Origin of the sequence: Pseudomonas peli (assembly GCF_050563605.1) — a bacterium.
Classification (GTDB): Bacteria; Pseudomonadota; Gammaproteobacteria; order Pseudomonadales; family Pseudomonadaceae; genus Aquipseudomonas; species Aquipseudomonas peli_A.
Genome location: NZ_JBNXUH010000003.1, coordinates 217,113 through 240,431, shown reverse-complemented (window position 1 = coordinate 240,431; position 23,319 = coordinate 217,113). Strand labels below are relative to the sequence as shown.

Here is a 23,319-nt window from a genome sequence, read left to right as displayed (position 1 = left end):
AGGCCGCAGCTGGCATGTCGGACGCGCAAACACCTTTTCAAACCCTTCAAGATATCGACAGGCTCTGTCGTTCGCTGGCTGCTGGCTTGCCTTCGCAGCAAGCGGTCGTGCAGACCTGGAGCGGTATCGGTTTTCGTATGGGCGAACGGTTTTTCGTCGCGCCCATGGGCGAGGTTGGCGAGGTGTTGCATGAGCCGCGCCATACTCTGCTGCCCGGCGTGAAGAGTTGGGTCAAGGGCGTGGCCAACGTGCGCGGTCGCTTGTTGCCGGTGATGGACCTGTGTGGGTTCTTCGGCAATGAGTTGTCGCCACTGCGCAAAAAGCGCCGAGTACTGGTGGTTGATCACCAGGAAGTCTTTGCTGGCCTCACGGTCGATGAAGTGTTCGGCATGCAGCATTTTCCTGTGGACACCTTCTCCGAGCAGCTACCGCCGCTCGAAGCGTCCATAGCACCTTTTATCCACGGAGTATTTCAACGTGAACAGCCCTGGCTGGTGTTCAGCCCACACGCGCTGGCCCAGAACCAGGGTTTTCTCGACGTGGCGTATTAACAGTTTATCGGTGGGGCCGGCTTTGTCGGCCTTTTGGCGTTACATGGGAACCGTAGTGCGGTCGGTCCAGGCGGGGGCCAGTAAATGAAAAAACTAAATGCAGGTAATTTGTTAGCAGGTGCGCGCAGTAGCACATTGATCGCAGGGCTGTTTATTGTCCTGATTGTCTCGATCGTGTTGTTGTTCGCCAACTTCGCCTACATCAACACCCAATCCAACTACGACACGGAGTACATCGGTCACGCCGGTGAGCTGCGCGTACTGTCCCAGCGTATCGCGAAAAACTCCACCGAAGCGGCGGCCGGTACGGCCGAAGCGTTTGGTTTGCTGCGTGATGCGCGCAACGACTTCCAGGCACGTTGGGGTTATCTGACCGACGGTAACGAGGAAACCGGGCTGCCCGCAGCGCCGGAATCCCTGCAGCCACAGATTGCTGTGGTGCAGCAGGACTGGGATACGTTGCGGCAGAACACCGACGCCATCCTGGCCAACGAACAGACCGTACTGTCGCTGCATCAGGTAGCTGCCACCCTGGCAGAAACCATTCCGCAGCTGCAGGTCGAGTACGAAGAAGTGGTCGATATTCTGTTGGAAAGCGGCGCGCCGGCGGCTCAGGTATCGGTTGCTCAGCGTCAATCCTTGCTGGCAGAACGTATTCTGGGTTCGGTAAACAAGGTACTCGCCGGTGACCAGGACTCGGTGCAGGCTGCCGACATGTTTGGTCGCGATGCCAGCCTGTTCGGTCGCGTATTGAGCGCGATGCTTGAAGGCAACGCCGCCATGGAAATTACCCAGGTAAGCGACGAGGAAGCTCTCGAGCGTCTGGCGGAAATTTCCGAGTTGTTCGAATTCGTATCCGGTTCGGTGGACGAAATTCTCGAAACCTCGCCTGAACTGTTCCAGGTGCGCGAATCGGCCAACGTGATCTTCAGCGTTTCGCAGACCCTGTTGGACAAAGCTTCCGACCTGGCTGTCGGTTTTGATGACCTGGCCACCGGTCGCGCCATCAACACCCTGATCGGTTACGTGCTTGGCGCCCTGGCGCTTGGTTCGATCATCCTGATCGGCCTGGTGATGGTGCGTGAAACCAACCGTCGTCTGGCGTCCACCGCTGAGAAGAACGAACGTAACCAGGCGGCGATTCTGCGACTGCTCGACGAAATCGCCGACCTCGCAGACGGTGACTTGACCGTGGCCGCGACGGTAACCGAAGACTTTACCGGTGCCATTGCTGACTCCATCAACTACTCCATCGACCAGCTGCGTGACCTGGTAGCAACGATCAACCTGACCGCCGTTCAGGTAGCCGGTGCGGCCCAGGAAACCCAGGCCACGGCGATGCACCTGGCTGAAGCTTCCGAGCACCAGGCCCAGGAAATTGCCGGTGCTTCTGCGGCGATCAACGAAATGGCTGTGTCGATTGACCAGGTATCGGCGAACGCCTCGGAGTCCTCCGCGGTAGCGGAACGTTCCGTAGCCATCGCCAACAAAGGCAACGAAGTGGTGCACAACACCATCACCGGCATGGATAACATCCGTGAGCAGATCCAGGACACCTCCAAGCGTATTAAACGCCTCGGTGAGTCGTCCCAGGAGATCGGTGACATCGTTAGCCTGATTAACGACATTGCTGACCAGACCAACATCCTTGCACTGAACGCCGCGATTCAGGCCTCCATGGCGGGTGACGCGGGTCGAGGCTTCGCCGTGGTAGCGGACGAAGTACAACGCCTCGCAGAACGTTCGTCTGCTGCAACCAAGCAGATCGAAGCGCTGGTTAAGACGATTCAGACCGACACCAACGAAGCCGTTATCTCGATGGAGCAAACGACTTCGGAAGTGGTGCGCGGTGCTCGTCTGGCGCAGGACGCCGGGGTTGCACTGGAAGAGATCGAGAAGGTATCCAAGACCCTCGCGGCCTTGATTCAGAACATCTCCAACGCTGCTCGCCAGCAGGCCTCGTCGGCGGGCCACATTTCCAACACGATGAACGTGATCCAGGAAATTACCTCGCAAACCTCCTCCGGTACCACTGCAACCGCCAAGAGCATTGGTAACCTGGCCAAGATGGCCAGTGAGATGCGTAAGTCGGTATCCGGCTTTACCTTGCCGGGTGGGGAGCAGGCTTAATCGGGTGCCACGCGGCAGGCTGAAAAGCCTGTCGCACAAGGACTATGGCCGTGAGCGAGGGGCACGACATGCAGTCAGGCGTCTGGGCCTTGCAGCCTTTGGCAGACATGACAGCCACGGAGTTCCGTGACTGGCAGACGCTGCTCGAGGAGCGCACCGGAGTCGTTCTCAATGAACGGCGGCGGGCGTTTCTGCAAACCAATCTGAGTGCGCGGATGCGCGAGCTGGGCGTAATGGATTACGCCACGTATTACCGGCAGGTAACCGATGGTCCCCGCGGTGCGGTGGAGTGGTCGACCCTGCTGGATCGGCTGACTGTGCAGGAAACTCGTTTCTTTCGTCATCGCCCGTCCTTTGAGGTGCTCGAAAGCTATTTGCGCGAGCGTTTGCAGCAGGGCATGACGCAGCCATGGGAGCTGTGGAGCGTGGGATGCGCCAGTGGCGAAGAGCCTTACTCGCTGGCCATCAGTGCTGCTGAAGTTCTGCGTGAAAGTGAACATCCGGATCATTTCGGGGTAACAGGCACCGATATCAGCCTGAATGCCCTGAGCAAGGCGCGTGATGGCCAATATGGCGCGCGCCGTCTGGAACAGTTGGATGCCGATCTGTGCCAGCGCTACTTCCTGGCCCAGGACGATGGACGTTTCAAAGTGGTGCCGAATCTGGCCGCGCGTGTGTGTTGCGCCCGGCTCAATGTGCTGGAGCTGGCCAAGGCGCCTATGTCCGGAATGGACGTTATTTTTTGTCAGAACTTGTTGATCTATTTTCGTCGCTGGCGTCGCCGCGAGATCCTTAACCGCCTGGCCGAGCGCCTGGCGCCTGGAGGACTGCTGGTGGTGGGAGTGGGCGAAGTAGCAGGTTGGCAGCATCCGGAGTTGATCCCGGTAGCCGACGAGCGAGTGCTGGCGTTTACCCGCAAGGGATAAGGCAGAAGAGCCAAGTTTATGAGTGGAGTGGCTATGGGTGATCGGCACGATTATGTCGCCCTGGAATGGGTTAAGGGCGAGATCGCGGAAACCCTGAAACAGGCGCGTCAGGCGCTGGAGGCGTTCGTCGAGAACCCCCAGGACGCTACGCGCATGCGTTTCTGCCAGACCTATGTGCATCAGGTGCTTGGCACCTTGCAGATGGTCGAGTTTTTTGGCGCGGCGCTGCTGGCTGAGGAAATGGAACAGCTGGCCGGTGCCTTGATCGACGGCCGCGTGACCAACCAGGGTGAAGCCCTGGAAGTGCTGATGCAGTCGATTCTGCAACTGCCGGTTTACCTCGACCGTATCCAGACTGCTCGCCGCGACCTGCCGATGGTCGTGCTGCCTCTGCTCAATGACCTGCGCGCTGCGCGTGGGGAAAAATTGCTCTCGGAAACCAGCCTGTTCGCCCCGGATATGTCCGGCCGCACGCCCGCGCTGCCCCATGAAACCATTGATCAACTGCGCACCGCCGAACTGCCGGTATTGCTGCGCAAGTTGCGGCAAATGCTGCAAATGGCCCTGGTCGGAGTGATCCGTAATCAGGACCTGCCAACCAACCTGGGCTATATGGCGCGGGTGTTCGCGCGCCTGGAAAACCTCTGCAAGGATTCACCGCTCGGCCCGCTGTGGCAGATCGCCTCCGGTGTGGTCGAAGGTCTGGCCAATGGCAGCGTGGCCAATGGCACCTCGATTCGCACCCTGTTGCGGCAGGTTGATAAGGAACTCAAGCGCCTGCTCGAGCAGGGCGCCGATGGTCTTAACCAGGCCGCTCCCGACGAGCTGAGCAAGAACCTGCTGTTCTATGTGGCCAAGTCGTCGGCGCAGTCGCCGCGCGTGCGCAACCTTAAAGAGCAATACCGCCTCGACGACGCACTGCCGGACAACGATGTTGTCGACGAAGAGCGTGCCCGCCTGGCCGGCCCGGACCGCGACGCCATGCGCTCGGTGGTCGCCGCACTCTGTGAAGAACTGGTGCGGGTCAAGGACAGCCTCGATCTGTTCGTGCGCAGTGATCGTACTCAGGTCGCCGATCTGGATGCACTCGCTGCACCGCTCAAGCAGATTGCCGACACCCTCGCAGTGCTCGGCTTTGGCCAGCCGCGCAAAGTCATTGTCGATCAGCTTGATGTAGTCAACGGTCTGGCCAAGGGCCAGGGCGAGCCGAGCGATGCGGTGCTGATGGATGTCGCCGGCGCTCTGCTGTACGTCGAAGCAACCCTGGCCGGCATGGTTGGCCCCGCGCAGGACGGCGGCCGCGAAGAAAGCCATCTGCCGACCACCGACGTGGCGCAGATTCACCAGCTGGTGATCAAGGAAGCGCGCAATGGTCTGGAACAGGCCAAAGACGCGATCATCGAGTTTATCGCCTCGCAGTGGAACCACGAACACCTGGCTCGCGTACCTGAGCTGTTGACTCAGGTACGCGGCGGCCTGGCGATGATTCCGCTGCAACGCGCCGCCGACCTGCTCAATGCCTGCAACCGTTATATCCAGGAACAGCTGCTGGCGCGCAAGGCCGTGCCCAACTGGCAGAACCTCGACACCCTGGCGGACGCCATCACCAGCGTTGAGTACTACCTTGAGCGTCTGGCAGAAGACCATGCGACCCAGGGCGATCTGATTCTTGATGTGGCCGAAGAAAGCCTGGAAAGCCTGGGCTACCCGCTGAAAGAAAAGCCGTCGATTCTCGACCGTGTCGAGCCGCCTGTAGAGTCCTTCGCGCCACTGGCCGATCCACTGGACGATATGGAAGTGCTCAGCGCCGAGCCTGAACTGCCGGCTGAAATCGAGCTGAGCCTGCCGCCGGTTGCTGAAGAGCCGCTTAGCCTGGAATTGGCTGACGATTTCAGCAGCGAATTTGCCGATCTGGATTCGACCGCAATTGAAGCCACGACCAGCGATGCTGAGTGGGCTAGCGAAGCGCCGTCGGCTGATCTTGAACTGATCGATTTCAGTATCGACCTGGCCGATGCCGAGCCACTATCGCTGGCTGAAACCCAGCAAGAGCAAACTTTTGCTGGTGAAGAGCTGCAACTGGGCAGCTTTGAACTGGACGAAACCGACAGCCCCGCCAACTGGAACGAGGCCGAACTGGCCGCGCTCGAGTTGCCTGAAGTTGAGCTGCCGAGCGCTCCGCTGAGCGAAGAGCCCGCGCAACCTGCGGCCGAGAAAGCCCTGTCGATGGCCGATGTGATGGCCGCTCCCGTGCAGGCGATCAACCCGCCGGCCCACGATGTGCCGCCGAGCCTGCTGCCACCACCGGCCGATGAAGAGCCGATTGATGAAGAGCTCCTGGAAGTCTTTATCGAAGAAGTCGGTGAAGTACTGGAAACCATTGGCGACTACTTCCCACAGTGGTGCGCCAACACCGACAACAAAGAGGCCCTGACCGAAATCCGTCGTGCCTTCCACACCCTCAAGGGCAGTGGGCGCATGGTTCGTGCTCTGGTCATTGGTGAGCTGGGCTGGTCGATTGAGAACCTGCTCAACCGCGTGCTCGATCGTAGCATTCAACCTGGCGCCGACGTGCAGCAGGTGATCGCCGACGTGGTCGTGCTGATGCCAGCGCTGGTCGATGAGTTCGCCAACAAGGCGCAGCGTCAGCGGGACGATGTCGATCACCTGGCAGCGACGGCCCATGCCCTGGCCAAGGGTCGAAGCCTCCCAAAACCTCAAGCCCCGGTTGAGCTGGTAGCGGAGCCCGAGGGCAGTCCAGCCGCTACCGCCGAAGTTGTTGAGGATGAAGACGGGCTAGACCCGCAGTTGCTGGAAATTTTCCGCAACGAAGCGGAAATGCACCTCGATACCCTGGTTGGCTTCTTGGCTGACTGTGCCCAGGAGTTGCCGCAGCCGGTCACTGATGACCTGCAGCGTGCTCTGCACACCCTCAAGGGCAGTGCCTCGATGGCCGGCATTCTGCCTGTGGCCGAAATCGCCTCGCCGCTGGAAAAGCTGGTCAAAGAATTCAAAACCAACCTGATCCCGATGGATCTGGCCGAAGCGGAGCTGCTGAGCAGCGCCGAGAAGCTGTTCCGTCTGGGCCTTGAGCAGCTCGAAAGCCAGCCACTGGCCGTCCTGCCAGGTGCTGCCGAGTTCCTCGAGCGTGTACAAAAGCTGCACAGCGACCGTCTCGAGCATGCTGAAAACAGCCGCCAGAGTGAGCAGGGCGAGAAACGCGATCCGCAGATGATCAGCATCTTCCTCGCCGAAGGCATGGATATCCTGCTGGATGCCGAGGACCTGCTGCGCAAGTGGCGTGAACACCCGTCCGAGCGCCAGGAACTGAGTTCCCTGCTGGACGAGCTGACCACCCTTGGCCGTGGCGCCGAGATGGCCGAGCTGCCGCAAATTGATGAACTCTGCGAAGCGCTGCTCGACCTCTATGGTGCAGTCGAAGAAGGCCGCCTGGCAGTCAGCGAGCGTTTCTTCAGCGAGGCTGAGCAGGCCCACGAAGCCCTGATTGGCATGATGGATCAGGTGGCTGCTGGCCTGCAGGTCAGCGGTGCCCCTGAGCGCGTGACGGCCCTGCGCAATTTGCTGATGGAAGCGCTGGACCCTAATACCCTGGCACTGTTGTCCAATAACGGTGCAGCCGGTATCGAGATTGTCGAGCTGGCCGATGCCACTGCGGCACTGGAAGAACTCAGCTTGGCTGAGCCTGATGACTTGATCGAGCCGCTGGAGCTGGATGCGCCGGAAGTTGAAGAACTGCCTGCGCCTATCGAGGCCGTCAACGAGCCGCTGATCGAACCGCCAGCAGCTTCGCTTTACGAGTCGCTCGACGAAGAAATGGTGTCGATCTTCCTCGAAGAGGCCGTTGATATTCTGGAAAGTGCCGGTCAGGCGCTAGAACGCTGGTTGGCCGAGCCGGACAACAAAGCTGCGCTGTTATCCCTGCAACGCGACTTGCACACCCTCAAGGGTGGCGCGCGTATGGCCGAAATTCGTCCGATTGGCGATCTCGCCCATGAACTCGAATCCCTCTATGAAGGCCTTGTGGATCGCCGTTACAGCTTCTCGCAGCCACTGGCGAAGCTGTTGCAGCAAAGCCATGACAGCCTGGCACAACTGCTGGAACAGCTGCAGGCGCGCGCCGCCATGCATTCGCCGCTGGAGCTGATCGAAGCTATTCGCAGCTTCCGCCAGAGTGGCGGACAAAGCTTGCCTGTGACTCCAGCTTTCTCCGAGCCTGCTGCCGAAGCCGAAGCCGAAGCCGAAGCCGAAGCCGAAGCCGAAGCCGAAGCCGAAGCCGAAGCCGAAGCCGAAGCCGAAGCCGAAGCCGAAGCCGAAGCCGAAGCCTTGCCGATGATCGAGTCGTTCGACCTGGCAGAGCCCGAGCTTGCTGAGCTGCCTGAGATAGAAGAAGAGATCGACTTTGGCATCCTGGCGGATGCGCCGCAGGAACCAGTGGATATCGAGCCTTTGGCGACCGAGTCGCTGGAGATCGAATCAATCGAGCTGCCGGCTGCCGAGTTCGACGAGCAACCACTGGTCGAGTTTGGCGCTGAAGCCGAAGTTGAGTTTGCTGCGATGCCCGAGCCCGAGCCCGAGCCAGTTCCAGCGCCGGTCGCTGTTGCGGCACCTGCCGTACTTGATGACGATCGCGATCCGGAACTGGTGGAAATCTTCCTTGAAGAAGGTTTCGACATCATCGACAGCGCCGGTGCGGCGCTGCAGCGCTGGATGGGCGACGTCAACAACAGCCTGGAGCTGGAATCGCTGCAGCGTGATCTGCACACCCTCAAGGGTGGCGCACGCATGGCCGAAATCCGTGAAATCGGCGATCTGGCCCACGAACTGGAATTTCTCTATGAAGGCCTTGGCCAAGGCCGTTTGCGCGCCAGCCAGGACCTCTTCACCTTGCTCCAAGCCTGTCACGACAGCCTGGCCGAGATGCTCGAAGCGGTACGCGGCAAACGCGGCGTACCGAGTGGCGAGGCGCTGATCGAAACCATCAAGCGGTTTCGCGCCAACCCGGATGAGCAACTGAGCATGCCGTCGTCGGTTGCCCTCAAGGCCGCCGAAACTCAGCAGGATGACGATGCCGAATCGGACATCCTCGACATCTTCCTTGAGGAAGGTGATGACCTGCTGGAAGCTATGGAAGTATCTATCGGCCGCTGGGAGGCTGACCGTGAAGACGGCGCCGCCATCGACGATATGCTGCGCATCCTGCACACCCTCAAAGGTGGTGCGCGACTGGCTGGGCAGAAGCGTCTAGGCGATCTGACCCACAGCCTCGAACAGCACCTGACCGAAGCACAAGCCCAGGGCGCGCCTTGGCCACAGAGCCTGTTTGTCGATGTGCAGTCAGGCTTCGAAGGCTTGCAGCAGGAACTCGACGCGCTACGTCAGCGCCTGAATGACAGCCTGGTGGCCGATACGGCGAGCCAGCAAGCGCCTGCACCCGTCGCCGAGCAAGCCGCGCGTCTGCCGGAACTGAGCACGCCGATTGTCGCGGCCAGCGTCATGCCCGCCAAGGAGCTGGTGGCCAAAGTGCTGCCATTCGTGCGCCGTGCTGAAGAAGCTGCGCAAGAAGCCGCTTCCCGTCGCGCGCCACAGGAACTGGTCAAGGTGCCGGCCGAATTGCTCGAAGGCCTGGTCAATCTGGCCGGTGAGACATCGATTTTCCGTGGCCGGGTCGAGCAGCAGGTGAGTGACTTCGGTTTCACCCTGAGTGAGATGGAAGCCACCATCGACCGCGTGCGCGATCAGTTGCGTCGCCTCGATACCGAAACCCAGGCGCAAATTCTCAGCCGTATTGAGGCTGAAGCCGAGCGTATGGGCTATGAGGATTTCGACCCGCTGGAAATGGACCGTCACTCGCAGTTGCAGCAGCTCTCGCGCGCACTGTTCGAGTCCGCTTCCGACTTGCTCGACCTGAAAGAAACCCTGGCTGCGCGTAACCGCGATGCGGAAACCCTGTTGCTACAACAGGCGCGGGTCAACTCCGAACTGCAGGAAGGCCTGATGCGTACGCGCATGGTGCCTTTCGACCGTCTGGTGCCGCGTCTGCGCCGTATAGTGCGGCAGATTTCCGGTGAGCTGGGCAAGCAGGTCGAGTTTGTTGTCGGCAACGCTGATGGCGAGATGGACCGGACCGTACTCGAACGTATCGTCGCGCCGCTGGAACACATGCTGCGTAACGCCGTCGACCACGGCATCGAAGTCGCCGATGTGCGTCGTGCTGCCGGCAAGCCGGAGCAGGGCACCATTCGCCTGGCGCTGGGCCGTGAGGGTGGCGATATCGTCCTGACCCTGGCCGATGACGGCGGCGGTATTCGCCTGGAAGCGGTGCGGCGCAAGGCCATCGAGCGCGGCTTGATGGACGCCGACTCCGATCTGACCGACTACGAAGTGCTGCAGTTTATCCTCGAGGCCGGTTTCTCCACCGCCGAGAAGGTCACGCAGATTTCCGGCCGTGGCGTTGGTATGGACGTGGTCCACTCCGAGGTCAAACAGCTCGGTGGCTCGATGAGCATCGAGTCGATCCCGGGCACTGGCACCACCTTCACTATCCGCTTGCCGTTTACCGTATCGGTCAACCGCGCGCTGATGGTGCTGTCGGGTGAAGACCTCTACGCCATTCCGCTGAACACCATCGAAGGTATCGTGCGGGTCTCCCCGTACGAATTGGAAGCCTACTACGCGCCGGATGCACCGCGTTTCGAGTACGCCGGGCAGAGCTATGAACTGCGCTACCTGGGCGACCTGCTGAACAACGGCCAGCAGCCCAAACTGGTTGGCCAGAGCCTGCCGCTGCCGGTGATTTTGGTGCGCTCCAAAGAGCACGCCGTAGCTGTGCAGGTCGACTCCCTGGCCGGTTCGCGCGAGATCGTGGTGAAGAGCCTCGGCCCGCAGTTTGCCGGTGTACACGGGATTTCCGGTGCGACCATCCTCGGTGACGGTCGCGTGGTGGTCATTCTCGACCTGCTGGCGACTATCCGCGTGCTGCATGCGCATTTGCTTACCCAGCTCACGCCGCGTCTGCTCAAACAGTCGGCAACGGCGGCAGAGATCGAAGCGGATCGGCCGACCCTGGTCATGGTGGTCGACGATTCGGTCACCGTGCGCAAGGTCACCAGCCGTCTGCTCGAGCGTAACGGCATGAACGTGCTGACCGCCAAAGACGGTGTCGATGCCATCTCACAGCTGCAGGAGCGCAAGCCCGACATCATGCTGCTGGACATCGAAATGCCACGCATGGACGGCTTCGAAGTGGCAACTCTGGTGCGCCACGATGAAGGCCTGAAAGACCTGCCGATTATCATGATCACCTCGCGTACCGGTGAAAAACACCGTGAGCGGGCCATGAGCATCGGCGTCAACGAGTACCTTGGTAAGCCTTACCAGGAGTCCTTGTTGCTTGAAACCATTCAGCAACTGGTGGGCCGCCACCCGGTAAACCGCACATGAGTGAGAAAACTGCAGCCCGTATTGCGGTTATTGCCGACACCTCGCTGCAGCGCCATGTGCTGCAACAGGCGTTGACTGGTAGCGGCTATCAGGTGGTGATGAACAGCGACCCGGCGCGCCTCGATCAGGAAACCCTGAACGCTTGCGAAACCGACCTGTGGCTAGTTGATCTGGCCCAGTCGGAAGACTTGCCGCTGGTCGACAGCCTGATGGAAAGTGCCTCGGCCCCGGTGCTGTTTGGTGAAGGCCACGCGCCTGAGCGTCATTCGGAAAACTACCCGCGCTGGGAGCGTCGGCTGTTCGGCAAGCTGAAGAAGCTGGTCGGCGACCCGTCGCAAGCAGTTGGCCCGAGCCTGGAAGCCTTGTTGGCGGAAGCGCAGCGTCCATCGCGTCTGGACCTGCCGGCTGCGCTGGCGGATACCCCGCTGGTTGCCGGCGAGCCGGCGCGGCAGGTGTGGTTGCTGGCGGCCTCCCTGGGCGGCCCCGCAGCAGTAAAAGCCTTTCTCGATGCCTTACCGGGCGGTCTGCCGGTGGGGTTTGTGTATGCCCAGCATATCGATGCGAGTTTCGAGAGCGCGCTACCGCAAGCGGTGGGCCGCCATAGCCAATGGCACGTCAATCCGGCACGGCACGGCGATGCAATACGTTGCGGTGAAGTGGTGGTCGTGCCAATCAGCCACGAGCTGGGCTTCAGCGATGACGGTCAGATGCAGATATCTGAGCGTGGCTGGCCGGAACCCTACAGCCCGTCGATCGACCAGATGATGCTTAATCTGGCCCAGCATTTTGGCGCGTTGAGCGGTGTGATCGCATTCAGTGGCATGGGCAGTGACGGCAGCGCCGCTGCCGCTTATGTACGCCGCCAGGGTGGCCTGATCTGGACCCAGCGTGCCGACAGCTGCGCCTGCCCGAGCATGCCGGATAGTCTGCGTGAAGCCGGCTACAGCAGCCATAGCGGTGATCCGCGTGAGCTTGCCGAAGCCCTGGTCAACCACCTGGCCGAGCAGTGCCGTTAATCCGGGGCCGTGCCCTGTACAGGATATTTTCATGAGCCAAGCCGTCGCCACGCAGAACAGCGCCAACAGCCTCACCGGCCTGTTGATGCCGCTGACTGACCGTACTCTGCTGCTGCCCAACGTGGCGGTTGCCGAGCTGATTCCCTACCGCGCGCCACAGGTCAGTGAAGGCATGCCCAGCTGGTTCCTCGGGCAGATTGCCTGGCGTGATCTGCGCTTGCCGCTGTTGTCGTTCGAGGCCGCCTCGGATGGTCAGGTCAGCGTAAGTCCGGGCTCTCGTGTTGCGGTGATCAACGCCCTCGGCGGCCGTCCGGCGGTTAAGTTTATTGCCGTGCTGGTGCAGGGCATTCCGCGCTCGATCAAGGTCGGTGCCGAGCTGGTACGCGCCGATGTTGCCTTGTCGCCGCTGGAGCTGGATGCGGTGCAGTTTGGCGAGGCGGTGTTGAAGATCCCAGACCTTATCGGGTTGGAGCAGAAGCTGGCAGACGCCGGATTGATCTGACCGATAACAAACAAAAAGCCCGCGTTAGCGGGCTTTTTTATGGCGCTGAAGGGGGGCTAGAAATCGCCCCACAACTGCTGCGCCACGCTTAACGCCACGACAGGCGCAGTCTCCGTGCGCAGCACGCGCGGGCCGAGGCGGGCGGCGTGGAAGCCCTGGGTCTTGGCCAGGGCGACTTCGCTCTCGTTCAGACCGCCTTCCGGGCCGATCAGAAAGGCCAGCGACTTAGGCTGCGGGTGGCTGGCCCAGGGTTCCGCAACAGGGTGCAGCACCAACTTGAGTTCGGCGGTTACCTGCCCCAGCCAGTCATTCAGGCTGATGGGCGGATGAATGATCGGCAGCACCGAGCGACCGCATTGCTCGCAGGCGCTGATCGCCACCTGCCGCCAATGCGCCATGCGCTTGTCGGCGCGTTCATCCTTGAGGCGCACTTCGCAGCGCTCGCTGACGATCAGGCTGATTTCATTGGCGCCCAGTTCGGTGGCTTTCTGAATCGCCCAATCCATCCGTTCGCCGCGTGACAGGCCCTGGCCCAGATGAATATGCAACGGCGATTCGGCCTGGCCGGCAAAGGCTTCGCGCAGTTCAACGCGCACGTTCTTCTTGCCCACCTCGATCAGTTCGCCGAGAAACTCCTGGCCACTGCTGTCGAACAGTTGCACCGCATCGCCCACGGCATGCCGCAGCACGCGGCCGATATAGTGGGCCTGGGCTTCGGGCAGCTCGTGCTGACCGAGGGAGAGGGGGGCATCGATAAAGAAACGAGAAAGGCGCATGGATTGATCGCTACAGCGGCACAGTTGAGGCGGCAAGCTTAACGCCTCAGGCGTGCCGCATACAGCCGGCTGAGGGTGAATGCCTTAGCCCGGATCGCGAAAGCCGGGGTAGTTGGCATTGCCTTGCGCCACGCTGACCGAGGTGCGGGTGGCGATGTCGATACCTTCGCTGGCTACTTCCGCGAGAAAGTCGATCTGCTCAGGGGTGATCACGTAAGGCGGCAGGAAATACACCACGCTGCCCAGTGGCCGCAGCAGTGCGCCGCGCTCCAGAGCATGCAGGAACACCTTGAGGCCGCGGCGTTCCTGCCAGGGGTAGGCGGTCTTGCTGGCCTTGTCCTGGACCATTTCGATGGCCAGGGCCATACCGGTCTGGCGTACCTCGGCGACATGCGGATGGTCGGCCAGGTGCGCGGTGGCGCTGGCCATCCGCGCGGCTAACTCCTTGTTGGCCTCGATTACATTGTCCTGCTCGAAGATATCCAAAGTCGCCAGGGCGGCCGCGCACGCCAGAGGGTTGCCGGTGTAGCTGTGCGAGTGGAGGAAGGCGCGCAGGGTCGAGTAGTCGTCGTAGAAGGCCTGATACACCTCGTTGGTGGTCAGGCACGCCGCTAGCGGCAGATAGCCGCCGGTTAGGGCTTTGGATAGGCAGAGGAAGTCCGGGCGGATGCCGGCCTGTTCGCAGGCGAACATCGTCCCTGTGCGGCCGAAGCCGACGGCAATCTCGTCATGAATCAGGTGCACGCCATAGCGGTCGCAGGCCTCGCGCAACAGCTTGAGGTAGATCGGGTGGTACATGCGCATGCCGCCAGCGCCCTGGATCAGGGGCTCGACGATTACCGCAGCGACGGTACCGTGGTTCTCGGCCAGGGTTTGTTCCATGGCCAGGAACATATTGCGCGAATGTTCTTCCCAGCTCATGCCGTCGGGGCGGTGATAACAATCCGGGCTGGGCACCTTGATGGTGTCGAGCAGCAACGCCTTGTAGGTGTCGGTAAACAGCGCCACATCGCCCACCGACATCGCGGCGATGGTTTCGCCGTGGTAGCTGTTGGAGAGGGTGACGAAGCGCTTCTTCGCTGGTTTGCCGACGTTGAGCCAGTAGTGAAAGCTCATCTTCAACGCGACTTCGATGCAGGACGAGCCGTTGTCGGCGTAGAACACCCGGTCCAGGCCTGCCGGGGTCATTTTGACCAGGCGCTCGGACAATTCGATCACCGGCTGATGGCTGAAGCCAGCGAGGATCACGTGCTCCAGCTGATCGACCTGATCCTTGATGCGCTGATTGATCCGCGGGTTGGCGTGGCCAAATACGTTGACCCACCAGGAGCTGACCGCGTCGAGGTAGCGTTTGCCGTCGAAGTCCTCGAGCCACACGCCTTCGCCGCGCTTGATCGGCACCAGCGGCAGCTGCTCGTGGTCCTTCATTTGCGTGCAGGGGTGCCAAAGCACTTTCAGGTCACGCTGCATCCACTGGTCATTCAGGCTCATCGCTCGATTCATTCCTCGGTTCGCAATCATCTGCGCCAAGCCTATCAGAAGCACCGCAGCGGATGGACGGCACAACCGCGCTCAAATACCCAAGCCTCTGCTGATCCGCTCTATCATGCCGCCTGTAGCCTGGCGGCTGAACTTTGCCGAGTGCCGCTAGACTAAATTCGCTGAGTTAAAGGGGCGAGTAACGCATCGTATTTCCCGATATTTCAAAGCGAAAATTTCCGCTTTTAGTCGATAGGTTTGTTGCTAGTCTTGCTCCACTCGCGGTCTCAGTTCTTCTTTATCGGAAAGTTTGCATGCAATGGCGCAATAGCTCTTCTCACTACGGCCTGGTCAGCATCCTCATGCACTGGCTGGTGGCGGTGGTCGTGTTCGGCCTGTTTGGCCTGGGTTACTGGATGGTCGACCTGGACTACTACAGCAGCTGGCGGCAGACCGCACCGGACCTGCACAAGAGTATCGGCCTGGTGCTGTTTGCGGTGATGCTTGGACGGCTGCTGTGGCGCTGGTTTAGTCCGCCGCCGGCGAGTTTGCCGAACCACGGGCGGATGACCCGCCTGGCCAGCAAGCTGGGCCACAGCTTTCTCTACCTGGGGCTGTTTGTGCTGATGATTTCCGGCTACCTGATCTCTACGGCCGACGGTCGCGGCATTCCGGTATTCGGCTTGTTTGAAGTACCGGCCAGCCTGACCAGCATTCCTGATCAGGAAGATGTAGCCGGATTCGTGCATGAGTACCTGGCGTGGGCGCTGGTGATCTTCGCCGGTGTGCATGCCCTGGCTGCACTGAAACACCACTTTATTGATCGCGACCGTACGCTTACGCGGATGTTCGGTCGCTAGTTCCGTTTGCTGTTTCCGGGGCTGAATGGGCCCCATCCCACACTCACAAGGAGCATGCCCATGTTGAAGAAAACCCTAGTAGCCCTGGCACTTGGTGGCGCACTGATCGGCGCTGGTCAGGCGATGGCGGCTGATTACGCCATCGACAAGCAAGGCCAGCACGCCTTCGTCAATTTCAAGATCAGCCACCTGGGCTACAGCTGGCTGTACGGTACGTTCAAGGATTTTGACGGCAGCTTCAGCTTCGACGCCGCCAAGCCGCAGGACAGCAAGGTCAACGTGACGCTGAACACCACCAGCGTCGACACCAACCATGCCGAGCGCGACAAGCACATCCGCAGCGATGATTTCCTCAACGTTAGCAAGCACCCAACCGCGACCTTCGCGTCCACTTCGGTCAAATCCACTGGCGAAGGCACTGCCGATATCACCGGCGACCTGACCCTCAATGGCGTGACCAAGCCGGTGGTGATTGCCGCCAAGTTTATCGGTGAAGGCAAGGACCCATGGGGCGGCTACCGTGCTGGCTTCGAGGGCAGCACCACGCTGAAGCTGAAAGACTTCGACATCAGCAAAGACCTGGGCCCAGCCTCGGAAAGCGTTGAGCTGATCATCTCGGTTGAAGGCGTACGCAAGTAAGCCGGCCTGCATGGGTTAGCCGCGCAGCGGCTTAACCCATCCTTGCTTAGATGCTGCACAAACGAAAACGCCGCCCAATGGGCGGCGTTTTTGTGTGCGGCTAGCTGACTATGACTCTTCGCGGTTGCGCGTCAGCAGGGCCGGCTTTTCACCGCGCGGACGTGCGCTCGCCAATTCGTCGAGCTGCTCCGGTGTCGGGAAGCGGTCCAGGCGCGAGCCCTTGTGCACGATTACCGGTTGCTTGTCGCGCGGGCTTTTAACCGCCGCTTCCTGGCGTGGCAACTCATCGCGGTTCAGCGATGTGGTGCGGGTGTCACGCGGCGGACGTGCACGGCCGGAGCCATTACGGCCCTGACCGCCCTGGCCACCAGAGCCTGAGCCCTGACGGCGACCTTGTGCGCCCGCGCCAGCATTTGCACCGCCGCCATTGCTGCGCGGCGGCTTGGCTGGACGAGCACCCAGACCGACGCCATTGCTGGCGCTCGGGCCGCTTGGCGCTGCAGGCGTACCGGGCCGACGGCCACGGTTCTGCTGCTTGTTCTGGTTCGGGCTTACATAGTCGGCACGGTTGCCGAAATTATCGATTTCATCGTCGCGGAACTCATCCGGCGCGCGGTCCGGAGGGAGTGCGGGCACGGCCGGCGCGGCAGCGCGCCCCGAGGACGAGTTGCGCGGCTGTTGGTTGCGGCCGCCCTGCGGCTTGGCTGCGCGGCTGTGTTCCTTGCCGCTGTCCTTGCCTTTGTCCTTGCGCCCGCCGCCATGGCGTTCGCCTTCTGGTTTGGCGCCGCGCGGTTGACGTGGCTTCTGCGGCTCACGTACTTCCGGGCGCTCGGCCTCGACGGTGCTGGCATCAAAACCGAGCAGATCACCGTCGCCGATCTTCTGCTTGGTCATGCGCTCGATGCCCTTGAGCAGCTTCTCTTCATCCGGGGCAACCAGGGAAATTGCTTCACCGCTACGACCAGCACGGCCAGTACGGCCGATGCGGTGCACGTAATCTTCTTCGATATTCGGCAGTTCGAAGTTGACCACGTGCGGCAGCTGGTCGATATCCAGACCGCGGGCGGCGATATCGGTGGCCACCAGGATGCGCACATTGCCGGCCTTGAAGTCAGCCAGGGCTTTGGTGCGGGCGTTCTGGCTCTTGTTACCGTGGATCGCTACAGCCGGCAGGTTGTGCTTGTCGAGGTATTCGGCCAGGCGGTTGGCGCCGTGCTTGGTACGGGTGAACACCAATACCTGTTCCCAGGCGCCAGCGGTGATCAGGTGGGCGAGCAGGGCGCGCTTGTGGCTGGCCTGAACGCGGAATACACGCTGTTCGATGCGCTCGACCGTGGTGTTCGGCGGCGTGACTTCGATGCGTTCCGGGTTGTGCAGCAGCTTGCCGGCGAGATCAGTGATGTCTTTCGAGAAGGTCGCCGAGAACAGCAGGTTCTGGCGTTTAGCCGGAAGCTTGGCGAGGACCTTCTTCACGTCATGGATAAAGCCCATGTCGAGCATGCGGTCGGCTTCGTCGAGGACGAGGATTTCCACGTGCGACAGGTCAATGGCGCGCTGGTTGGCCAGGTCGAGCAGGCGACCGGGGCAGGCCACCAGTACATCGACGCCTTTGGCCAGGGCCTGGACCTGTGGGTTCATGCCAACGCCGCCAAAGATGCAGGCGCTGACGAATTTCAAATCGCGGGCATACAGCTTGAAGCTGTCATGCACCTGGGCGGCCAGTTCGCGGGTCGGGGTCAATACCAGGACGCGCGGTTGTTTCGGGCCGTGACGCTGTTCGCGATCCGGGTGACCGTTGGGGAACAATCGCTCGAGGATCGGCAGGGCAAAACCGCCCGTCTTACCTGTACCCGTCTGGGCCGCCACCATCAGGTCGCGACCTTGCAACGCGGCGGGGATGGCCCGCTGTTGCACCGGAGTGGGTTGGGTGTAGCCGGCGGATTCGACCGCACGGACTAATGCCTCGGAGAGACCGAGGGAAGCAAAGGACATGTGTAATCCTGTCTAGTGAGGGCGCAGCCCTATGGGGTGTATTGCCTGGCTTGAATCACGCTTGGGGGGCGTAATCCCGTCCGGTACTACTGGCCTCTGGGGGCTAGCATCCGGGCGCAAGCCTGGCGGGAAGGCCCGAGTATAACAGAGCCGCTAGTTAGCGCGAGCGTCGGTCTGCTCGGCGGTCTGAGCCGGTACTTTTTGGTGATAGCGCCGCAGTATTGCTGCGTACTCGGGGCTGCTTTTGAGGCGCCGCAGTTCGCTCTCGAAGCGCGGCACCAGTGCTGCAACTGCAGGCCGTTTGCTGAAGGCGGCGTACACGCGGTCGCTGTACAGCGGTTTCGGGCTGTAAGCGATGGCATCTTCGGCGCCCATTGTCTTGGCGGTGTACAGGCCGACTGCCCGATCTGTAATGACCAGGTCAATGCGCCCCAACAGAAGTTTGCCGATGTTAGCGTCCAGAGTCGGGGCATCTTCACGGGTAAAATGAGTGCCGCTGGCGAAGGCTTGATTGCTGTAGGCGTAGCCGGGTTCAGTGCCAACCCGTAAGCCTGCAAGATCCTCTACCGAGTTGATAAGGTGCGGCCGAGCTTGTGCGTGGAAAAGCACCATCGCGCTCTCGGCCATGGCTTCACTGGGGAAAATCATGCTCTTGGCACGTTCGTCGCTGTAGAAGGCATCCAGCAGAATATCCAGCTTGCCGTCGCCCATCTTGCGCAAGCAGCGTCGCCACGGCTCCAGCGTAATGTCGTAACTGATATTCAGGTTCGTCAGCACTAGATGCAGTAGATCGGCATCAATACCGCGCACTTGGCCGTCTTCGAGGAGGGTGTAGGGAGGCCACTCATTTGTGCAGACTTTCAGGGGCTGGGCGTAACTGTTGAAGGTGCAAGACAACAGGAAAAGCAGTGCATACAACCTGGCCATGGTGCGGTGACCTCGCAGACTTCATTGCAAATACCCTGTCTCAATGTAGCTGCTATCTGCGCAGGTCGGCCGCTCATGGTTCATACAAATTTTTTCTATTAACGGCTCAGCTGGTCAGCTTGTAGCAGGGCACATAGGCGCTGTTGCCCGGTAGTTTCATCCGGTGCTGGTCGACGAAGGCCTGCAGCAATTGGTCGAGTTGCTGCATGATGTCGCGGTCGCCAGTGATCTCGTAAGGGCCGTATTGCTCGATCAGGCGGATGCCCTTGTCCTTGACGTTGCCCGAGACAATCCCGGAAAACGCCCGGCGCAGGTGAGCCGCCAGTTCATGCACCGGTTGCTGGCGCGTCAGCTTGAGGCTGGCCATGTTGGCGTGGGTCGGCTCGAACGGGTGCTGGAAGCTTTCGTCGATCTTCAGCAGCCAGTTGAAGTGGAAGGCGTCGTTATGTTCGCGGCGGAACTGTTTGACCGCCTTGATTCCTTCGGCCATTTCCCGGGCGACCTGCTCGGGGTCGTTGATTATGATGCTGTAGCGCTGCTGCGCCGCTTCACCCAGGGTCGCGCCGATAAACTCATGCAGCTGCTCGAGGTAGGCGGCGGCGCTGCGTGGCCCGGTCATGATCAGCGGGAAGGGGATGTTCTGGTTGTCCGGGTGCATCAGGATGCCGAGGAAATACAGCAGCTCCTCAGCCGTGCCCGCGCCGCCGGGGAAGATGATGATGCCGTGGCCGACGCGGACGAAGGCCTCTAGGCGCTTCTCGATATCCGGCAGGATCACCAGCTCATTGACGATCGGGTTGGGCGCTTCGGCGGCGATGATCCCCGGCTCGGTCAGGCCCAGGTAGCGGCCGTGCACGTTGCGCTGTTTGGCGTGGGAAATGGTCGCGCCCTTCATCGGGCCCTTCATTACGCCAGGGCCGCAGCCGGTGCAGATGTCCAGGCCGCGCAGGCCCAGTTCGTGGCCGACTTTCTTGGTGTATTTGTATTCTTCGGTGCTGATCGAGTGGCCGCCCCAGCACACTACGATCTTCGGTTCGACGCCGGCGCGCAGGGTGTGGGCGTTGCGCAGCAGGTGGAAGACGTAATCGGTGATGCCTTGGGAGCTGCCGAAGTCGACCCGCTTGTTCTCCAGCTCGCTCTGCGTGTAGACGATGTCGCGCAGGGCGCTGAACAGCATCTCACGGGTGCTGGCGATCATTTCACCATCGACAAAGGCGTCGGCCGGGGCGTTGAACAGTTCCAGGCGAATGCCGCGATCCTGCTGCAGGATGCGGATCTCGAAGTCCGGGTAGGCTTCCAGAATGGTCTTGGCGTTGTCGCTGTGCGAGCCGGTGTTGAGGATCGCCAGGGCGCACTGGCGGAACAGTGCATAGACACTGCCGGAACCGGTTTCGCGCAGCTGCTGCACTTCACGTTGCGAGAGGGTTTCCAGGCTGCCTTTGGGGGTGACTGAGGCGTTGGTCTTTTTTCGTGCGGCCATTGCGGCGCTCCATGGTTGTGATACCGCGTAAGCCCTACATGGCTAGACGCTTGCTGAAAGTATGGTCGTGACTGAGTACTTTGGACTATGGGTTGACCCGGTAGTGCGTTGCAAAAGGCTACCGTGGTTTGCCGGGCGAGTGGTGAAAAGGCTGCAGTGTCTGGCCAGGTGGGCCATAGCGCATGGCCGGGAAAACCATCGGCACCCGCAGGGCGCGGGTGCCGATGTGGCTGCCGTGAAGCGTTAGCGTGGCAGCTTGAGGTTGTTCCAGATCGCCAGGCTCGGTTCGGCCTGGTTCATGCTGTAGAAGTGCAAACCCGGCGCGCCGCCTTGCAGCAGGCGCTCGCACATTTCAGTGATGACCTGCTCGCCATACGCCTGGATGCTGTCGGTATCGTCGCCGTAAGCTTCCAGTTGCTTGCGCACCCAGCGTGGGATTTCCGCACCGCAGGCGTCGGAGAAGCGCGCCAGCTTGCTGTAGTTGGTGATCGGCATGATGCCCGGCACCACCGGAATATCCACACCCAGTTTGCGCACGCGCTCGACGAAGTAGAAGTAGCAGTCGGCGTTGAAGAAGTACTGGGTGATTGCACTGTCGGCGCCGGCTTTGGCCTTGCGCACGAAGTTGGCGATGTCGTCTTCGAAGTTGCGTGCCTGCGGGTGCATTTCCGGGTAGGCGGCCACTTCGATATGGAAATGGTCGCCAGTTTCTTCGCGGATAAAGCTGACCAGCTCGTTGGCGTAACGCAGTTCGCCGCTGGCCATGCCCATACCGGAAGGCAGATCGCCGCGCAGGGCGACAATGCGCTTGATCCCGGCATTCTTGTACAGGGTCAGCAGCTCGCGCAGCTCGGCCTTGCTGTCACCGACGCAGGACAGGTGCGGCGCAGCCGGGACCTTGATCTCGCCATCGAGTTGCAGCACGGTGTTCAGCGTGCGGTCGCGGGTGGAGCCACCGGCACCGTAGGTGCAGGAGAAGAAATCGGGGTTGTAGGTTGCCAGTTGGCGCGCCACATTCATCAGTTTTTCGTGCCCGGCGTCGGTCTTGGTGGGGAAGAACTCGAAGCTGTAACGGCGTTCTTGAGACATAAGGACATTCCGTAGGGTGGGTCAGCCGCAGGCTAACCCACCAGGGTTCTCGATGGGTCGGCCGCGCGGCCAACCCACCCTACGCATCAATAGCGGTAAGCGTGCGGCTTGAACGGGCCTTCGACGGTCACGCCGATGTAGTCGGCCTGAGTCTTGGTCAGCTGGGTGACGACGCCGCCGAAGCCTTTGACCATTTCCAGGGCCACTTCTTCGTCGAGCTTCTTCGGCAGCACTTCCACGGTCAGACGCTCGGCTTTCTGGGCTGGCGACAGGTCGGCGTACTTCTGGCCGAACAGGAAGATCTGCGCCAGCACCTGGTTGGCGAACGAGCCGTCCATGATCCGGCTTGGGTGGCCAGTGGCGTTGCCCAGGTTAACCAGACGGCCTTCGGCCAACAGGATCAGGTAGTCATCGTTGTGCGGATCGAAGCTGCCAGCGCCGGTGCGGTGGATCTTGTGCACCTGTGGCTTCACTTCTTCCCACGCCCAGTTCTTGCGCATGAAAGCGGTGTCGATTTCGTTGTCGAAGTGACCGATGTTGCAGACCACGGCGCGCTTCTTCAGGGCCTTGAGCATGTTGGCGTCGCAGACGTTGACGTTACCGGTGGTGGTGACGATCAGGTCGATCTTGCCCAGCAGCTGTGCGTCGATGCTGGCGGCGGTGCCGTCATTGATGCCGTCCTTGAACGGTGAAACCACTTCGTAGCCGTCCATGCAGGCTTGCATGGCGCAGATCGGGTCAACTTCGGTGACCTTGACGATCATGCCTTCCTGACGCAGCGACTGCGCTGAGCCCTTGCCCACGTCGCCGTAGCCGATCACCAGTGCTTGCTTGCCGGACAGCAAATGGTCGGTGCCGCGCTTGATGGCGTCGCTCAGGCTGTGACGGCAGCCGTACTTGTTGTCGTTCTTGCTCTTGGTCACCGAGTCGTTGACGTTGATCGCCGGGATTTTCAGCTCGCCCTTGGCCAGCATGTCCAGCAGGCGGTGTACGCCGGTGGTGGTTTCTTCGGTGACGCCGTGGATGCGCTCGAGCATCTGCGGGTATTTCTTGTGCAGGATCTCGGTCAGGTCGCCGCCGTCGTCGAGGATCATGTTGGCATCCCACGGCTGGCCATCTTTCAGGATGGTTTGCTCGATGCACCACTCGTACTCTTCTTCGGTCTCGCCCTTCCAGGCGAAGACCGGGATACCGGCGGCTGCGATGGCGGCAGCGGCCTGGTCCTGAGTCGAGAAGATGTTGCACGACGACCAGCGTACTTCGGCGCCCAGTGCAGTCAGGGTTTCGATCAGCACGGCAGTCTGGATGGTCATGTGGATGCAGCCGATGATCTTCGCGCCTTTCAGCGGCTGCTCACTGGCGTATTTGCGGCGCAGGCCCATCAGGGCTGGCATTTCGGATTCGGCGATGATGGTTTCGCGACGGCCCCAGGCAGCCAGGGAAATGTCGGCGACTTTGAAATCGTTAAAAGCGGCGCTCATAAAAAGCTCT

At 61.1% G+C, this 23,319-nt stretch carries 15 protein-coding genes; 8 read left to right on the top strand and 7 right to left on the bottom strand.

Going from position 1 to position 23,319, the window contains the following annotated elements; translation table 11 throughout:
* Window positions 1-14: 14 nt before the first annotated feature.
* The 6 genes from ACQ4LH_RS05665 to ACQ4LH_RS05640 all read left to right on the top strand — a co-directional run bounded on the left by ACQ4LH_RS05665 (window position 15) and on the right by ACQ4LH_RS05640 (window position 12,586).
* Window positions 15-551 carry a chemotaxis protein CheW gene (locus ACQ4LH_RS05665; RefSeq protein ID WP_430696318.1) on the top strand — a complete coding sequence of 179 codons (537 nt, stop codon included), beginning with the start codon at window positions 15-17 and terminating at the stop codon, window positions 549-551.
* Window positions 552-635: 84 nt separating this feature from the next.
* On the top strand, window positions 636-2,681 hold the full coding sequence (locus ACQ4LH_RS05660; RefSeq protein WP_430696317.1) for a methyl-accepting chemotaxis protein: 2,046 nt from the start codon (window positions 636-638) through the stop codon (window positions 2,679-2,681).
* 68 nt (window positions 2,682-2,749) lie between these two features.
* Window positions 2,750-3,607 (top strand): protein-glutamate O-methyltransferase, encoded by an 858-nt coding sequence (locus tag ACQ4LH_RS05655; RefSeq protein WP_430696316.1) that lies wholly within the window; start codon window positions 2,750-2,752, stop codon window positions 3,605-3,607.
* 33 nt (window positions 3,608-3,640) lie between these two features.
* Entirely contained in the window at window positions 3,641-11,068 is a 7,428-nt protein-coding gene (locus tag ACQ4LH_RS05650; protein ID WP_430696374.1) for an Hpt domain-containing protein, read from the top strand.
* Complete coding sequence (locus ACQ4LH_RS05645) at window positions 11,065-12,084, top strand: chemotaxis protein CheB (protein WP_430696315.1); 1,020 nt, start codon at window positions 11,065-11,067, stop codon at window positions 12,082-12,084. Before ACQ4LH_RS05650 ends, ACQ4LH_RS05645 begins: the two co-directional genes overlap by 4 nt.
* 31 nt (window positions 12,085-12,115) lie before the next feature.
* A complete protein-coding gene (locus tag ACQ4LH_RS05640; RefSeq protein WP_304870112.1) occupies window positions 12,116-12,586 on the top strand; it encodes a chemotaxis protein CheW in 471 nt (156 codons plus the stop codon).
* Window positions 12,587-12,642: 56 nt separating this feature from the next.
* Here ACQ4LH_RS05640 and ACQ4LH_RS05635 read toward each other — a convergent pair whose 3' ends face one another.
* A complete protein-coding gene (locus tag ACQ4LH_RS05635; protein ID WP_430696314.1) occupies window positions 12,643-13,362 on the bottom strand; it encodes a 16S rRNA (uracil(1498)-N(3))-methyltransferase in 720 nt (239 codons plus the stop codon).
* 84 nt (window positions 13,363-13,446) lie between these two features.
* Window positions 13,447-14,853 (bottom strand): adenosylmethionine--8-amino-7-oxononanoate transaminase, encoded by a 1,407-nt coding sequence (locus ACQ4LH_RS05630; RefSeq protein WP_430696313.1) that lies wholly within the window; start codon window positions 14,851-14,853, stop codon window positions 13,447-13,449.
* A 302-nt stretch (window positions 14,854-15,155) separates the two neighbouring features.
* On the opposite strand from ACQ4LH_RS05630, the gene ACQ4LH_RS05625 reads away from it, so the two are divergent.
* Together ACQ4LH_RS05625 and ACQ4LH_RS05620 are read left to right on the top strand one after the other, a co-directional pair.
* Window positions 15,156-15,701 carry a cytochrome b gene (locus ACQ4LH_RS05625; protein ID WP_430696312.1) on the top strand — a complete coding sequence of 182 codons (546 nt, stop codon included), beginning with the start codon at window positions 15,156-15,158 and terminating at the stop codon, window positions 15,699-15,701.
* Window positions 15,702-15,761: 60 nt separating this feature from the next.
* Window positions 15,762-16,340 (top strand): YceI family protein, encoded by a 579-nt coding sequence (locus ACQ4LH_RS05620; protein ID WP_430696311.1) that lies wholly within the window; start codon window positions 15,762-15,764, stop codon window positions 16,338-16,340.
* A 108-nt stretch (window positions 16,341-16,448) separates the two neighbouring features.
* Here ACQ4LH_RS05620 and ACQ4LH_RS05615 read toward each other — a convergent pair whose 3' ends face one another.
* From ACQ4LH_RS05615 to ahcY, 5 genes are all read right to left on the bottom strand, one after another.
* The gene (locus ACQ4LH_RS05615) at window positions 16,449-18,332 is read right to left on the bottom strand and encodes a DEAD/DEAH box helicase (RefSeq protein WP_430696310.1); all 1,884 of its coding nucleotides are present in this window, start codon (window positions 18,330-18,332) and stop codon (window positions 16,449-16,451) included.
* A 153-nt stretch (window positions 18,333-18,485) separates the two neighbouring features.
* The gene (locus ACQ4LH_RS05610; RefSeq protein ID WP_430696309.1) at window positions 18,486-19,259 is read right to left on the bottom strand and encodes a substrate-binding periplasmic protein; all 774 of its coding nucleotides are present in this window, start codon (window positions 19,257-19,259) and stop codon (window positions 18,486-18,488) included.
* Between the two features lie 106 nt (window positions 19,260-19,365).
* The gene (ppnN, locus tag ACQ4LH_RS05605; RefSeq protein WP_430696308.1) at window positions 19,366-20,739 is read right to left on the bottom strand and encodes a nucleotide 5'-monophosphate nucleosidase PpnN; all 1,374 of its coding nucleotides are present in this window, start codon (window positions 20,737-20,739) and stop codon (window positions 19,366-19,368) included.
* A 243-nt stretch (window positions 20,740-20,982) separates the two neighbouring features.
* Window positions 20,983-21,828 carry a methylenetetrahydrofolate reductase [NAD(P)H] gene (gene metF / locus ACQ4LH_RS05600; RefSeq protein WP_430696307.1) on the bottom strand — a complete coding sequence of 282 codons (846 nt, stop codon included), beginning with the start codon at window positions 21,826-21,828 and terminating at the stop codon, window positions 20,983-20,985.
* A gap of 86 nt (window positions 21,829-21,914) precedes the next feature.
* Window positions 21,915-23,309 (bottom strand): adenosylhomocysteinase, encoded by a 1,395-nt coding sequence (ahcY, locus tag ACQ4LH_RS05595; RefSeq protein WP_430696306.1) that lies wholly within the window; start codon window positions 23,307-23,309, stop codon window positions 21,915-21,917.
* Window positions 23,310-23,319 lie beyond the last annotated feature (10 nt).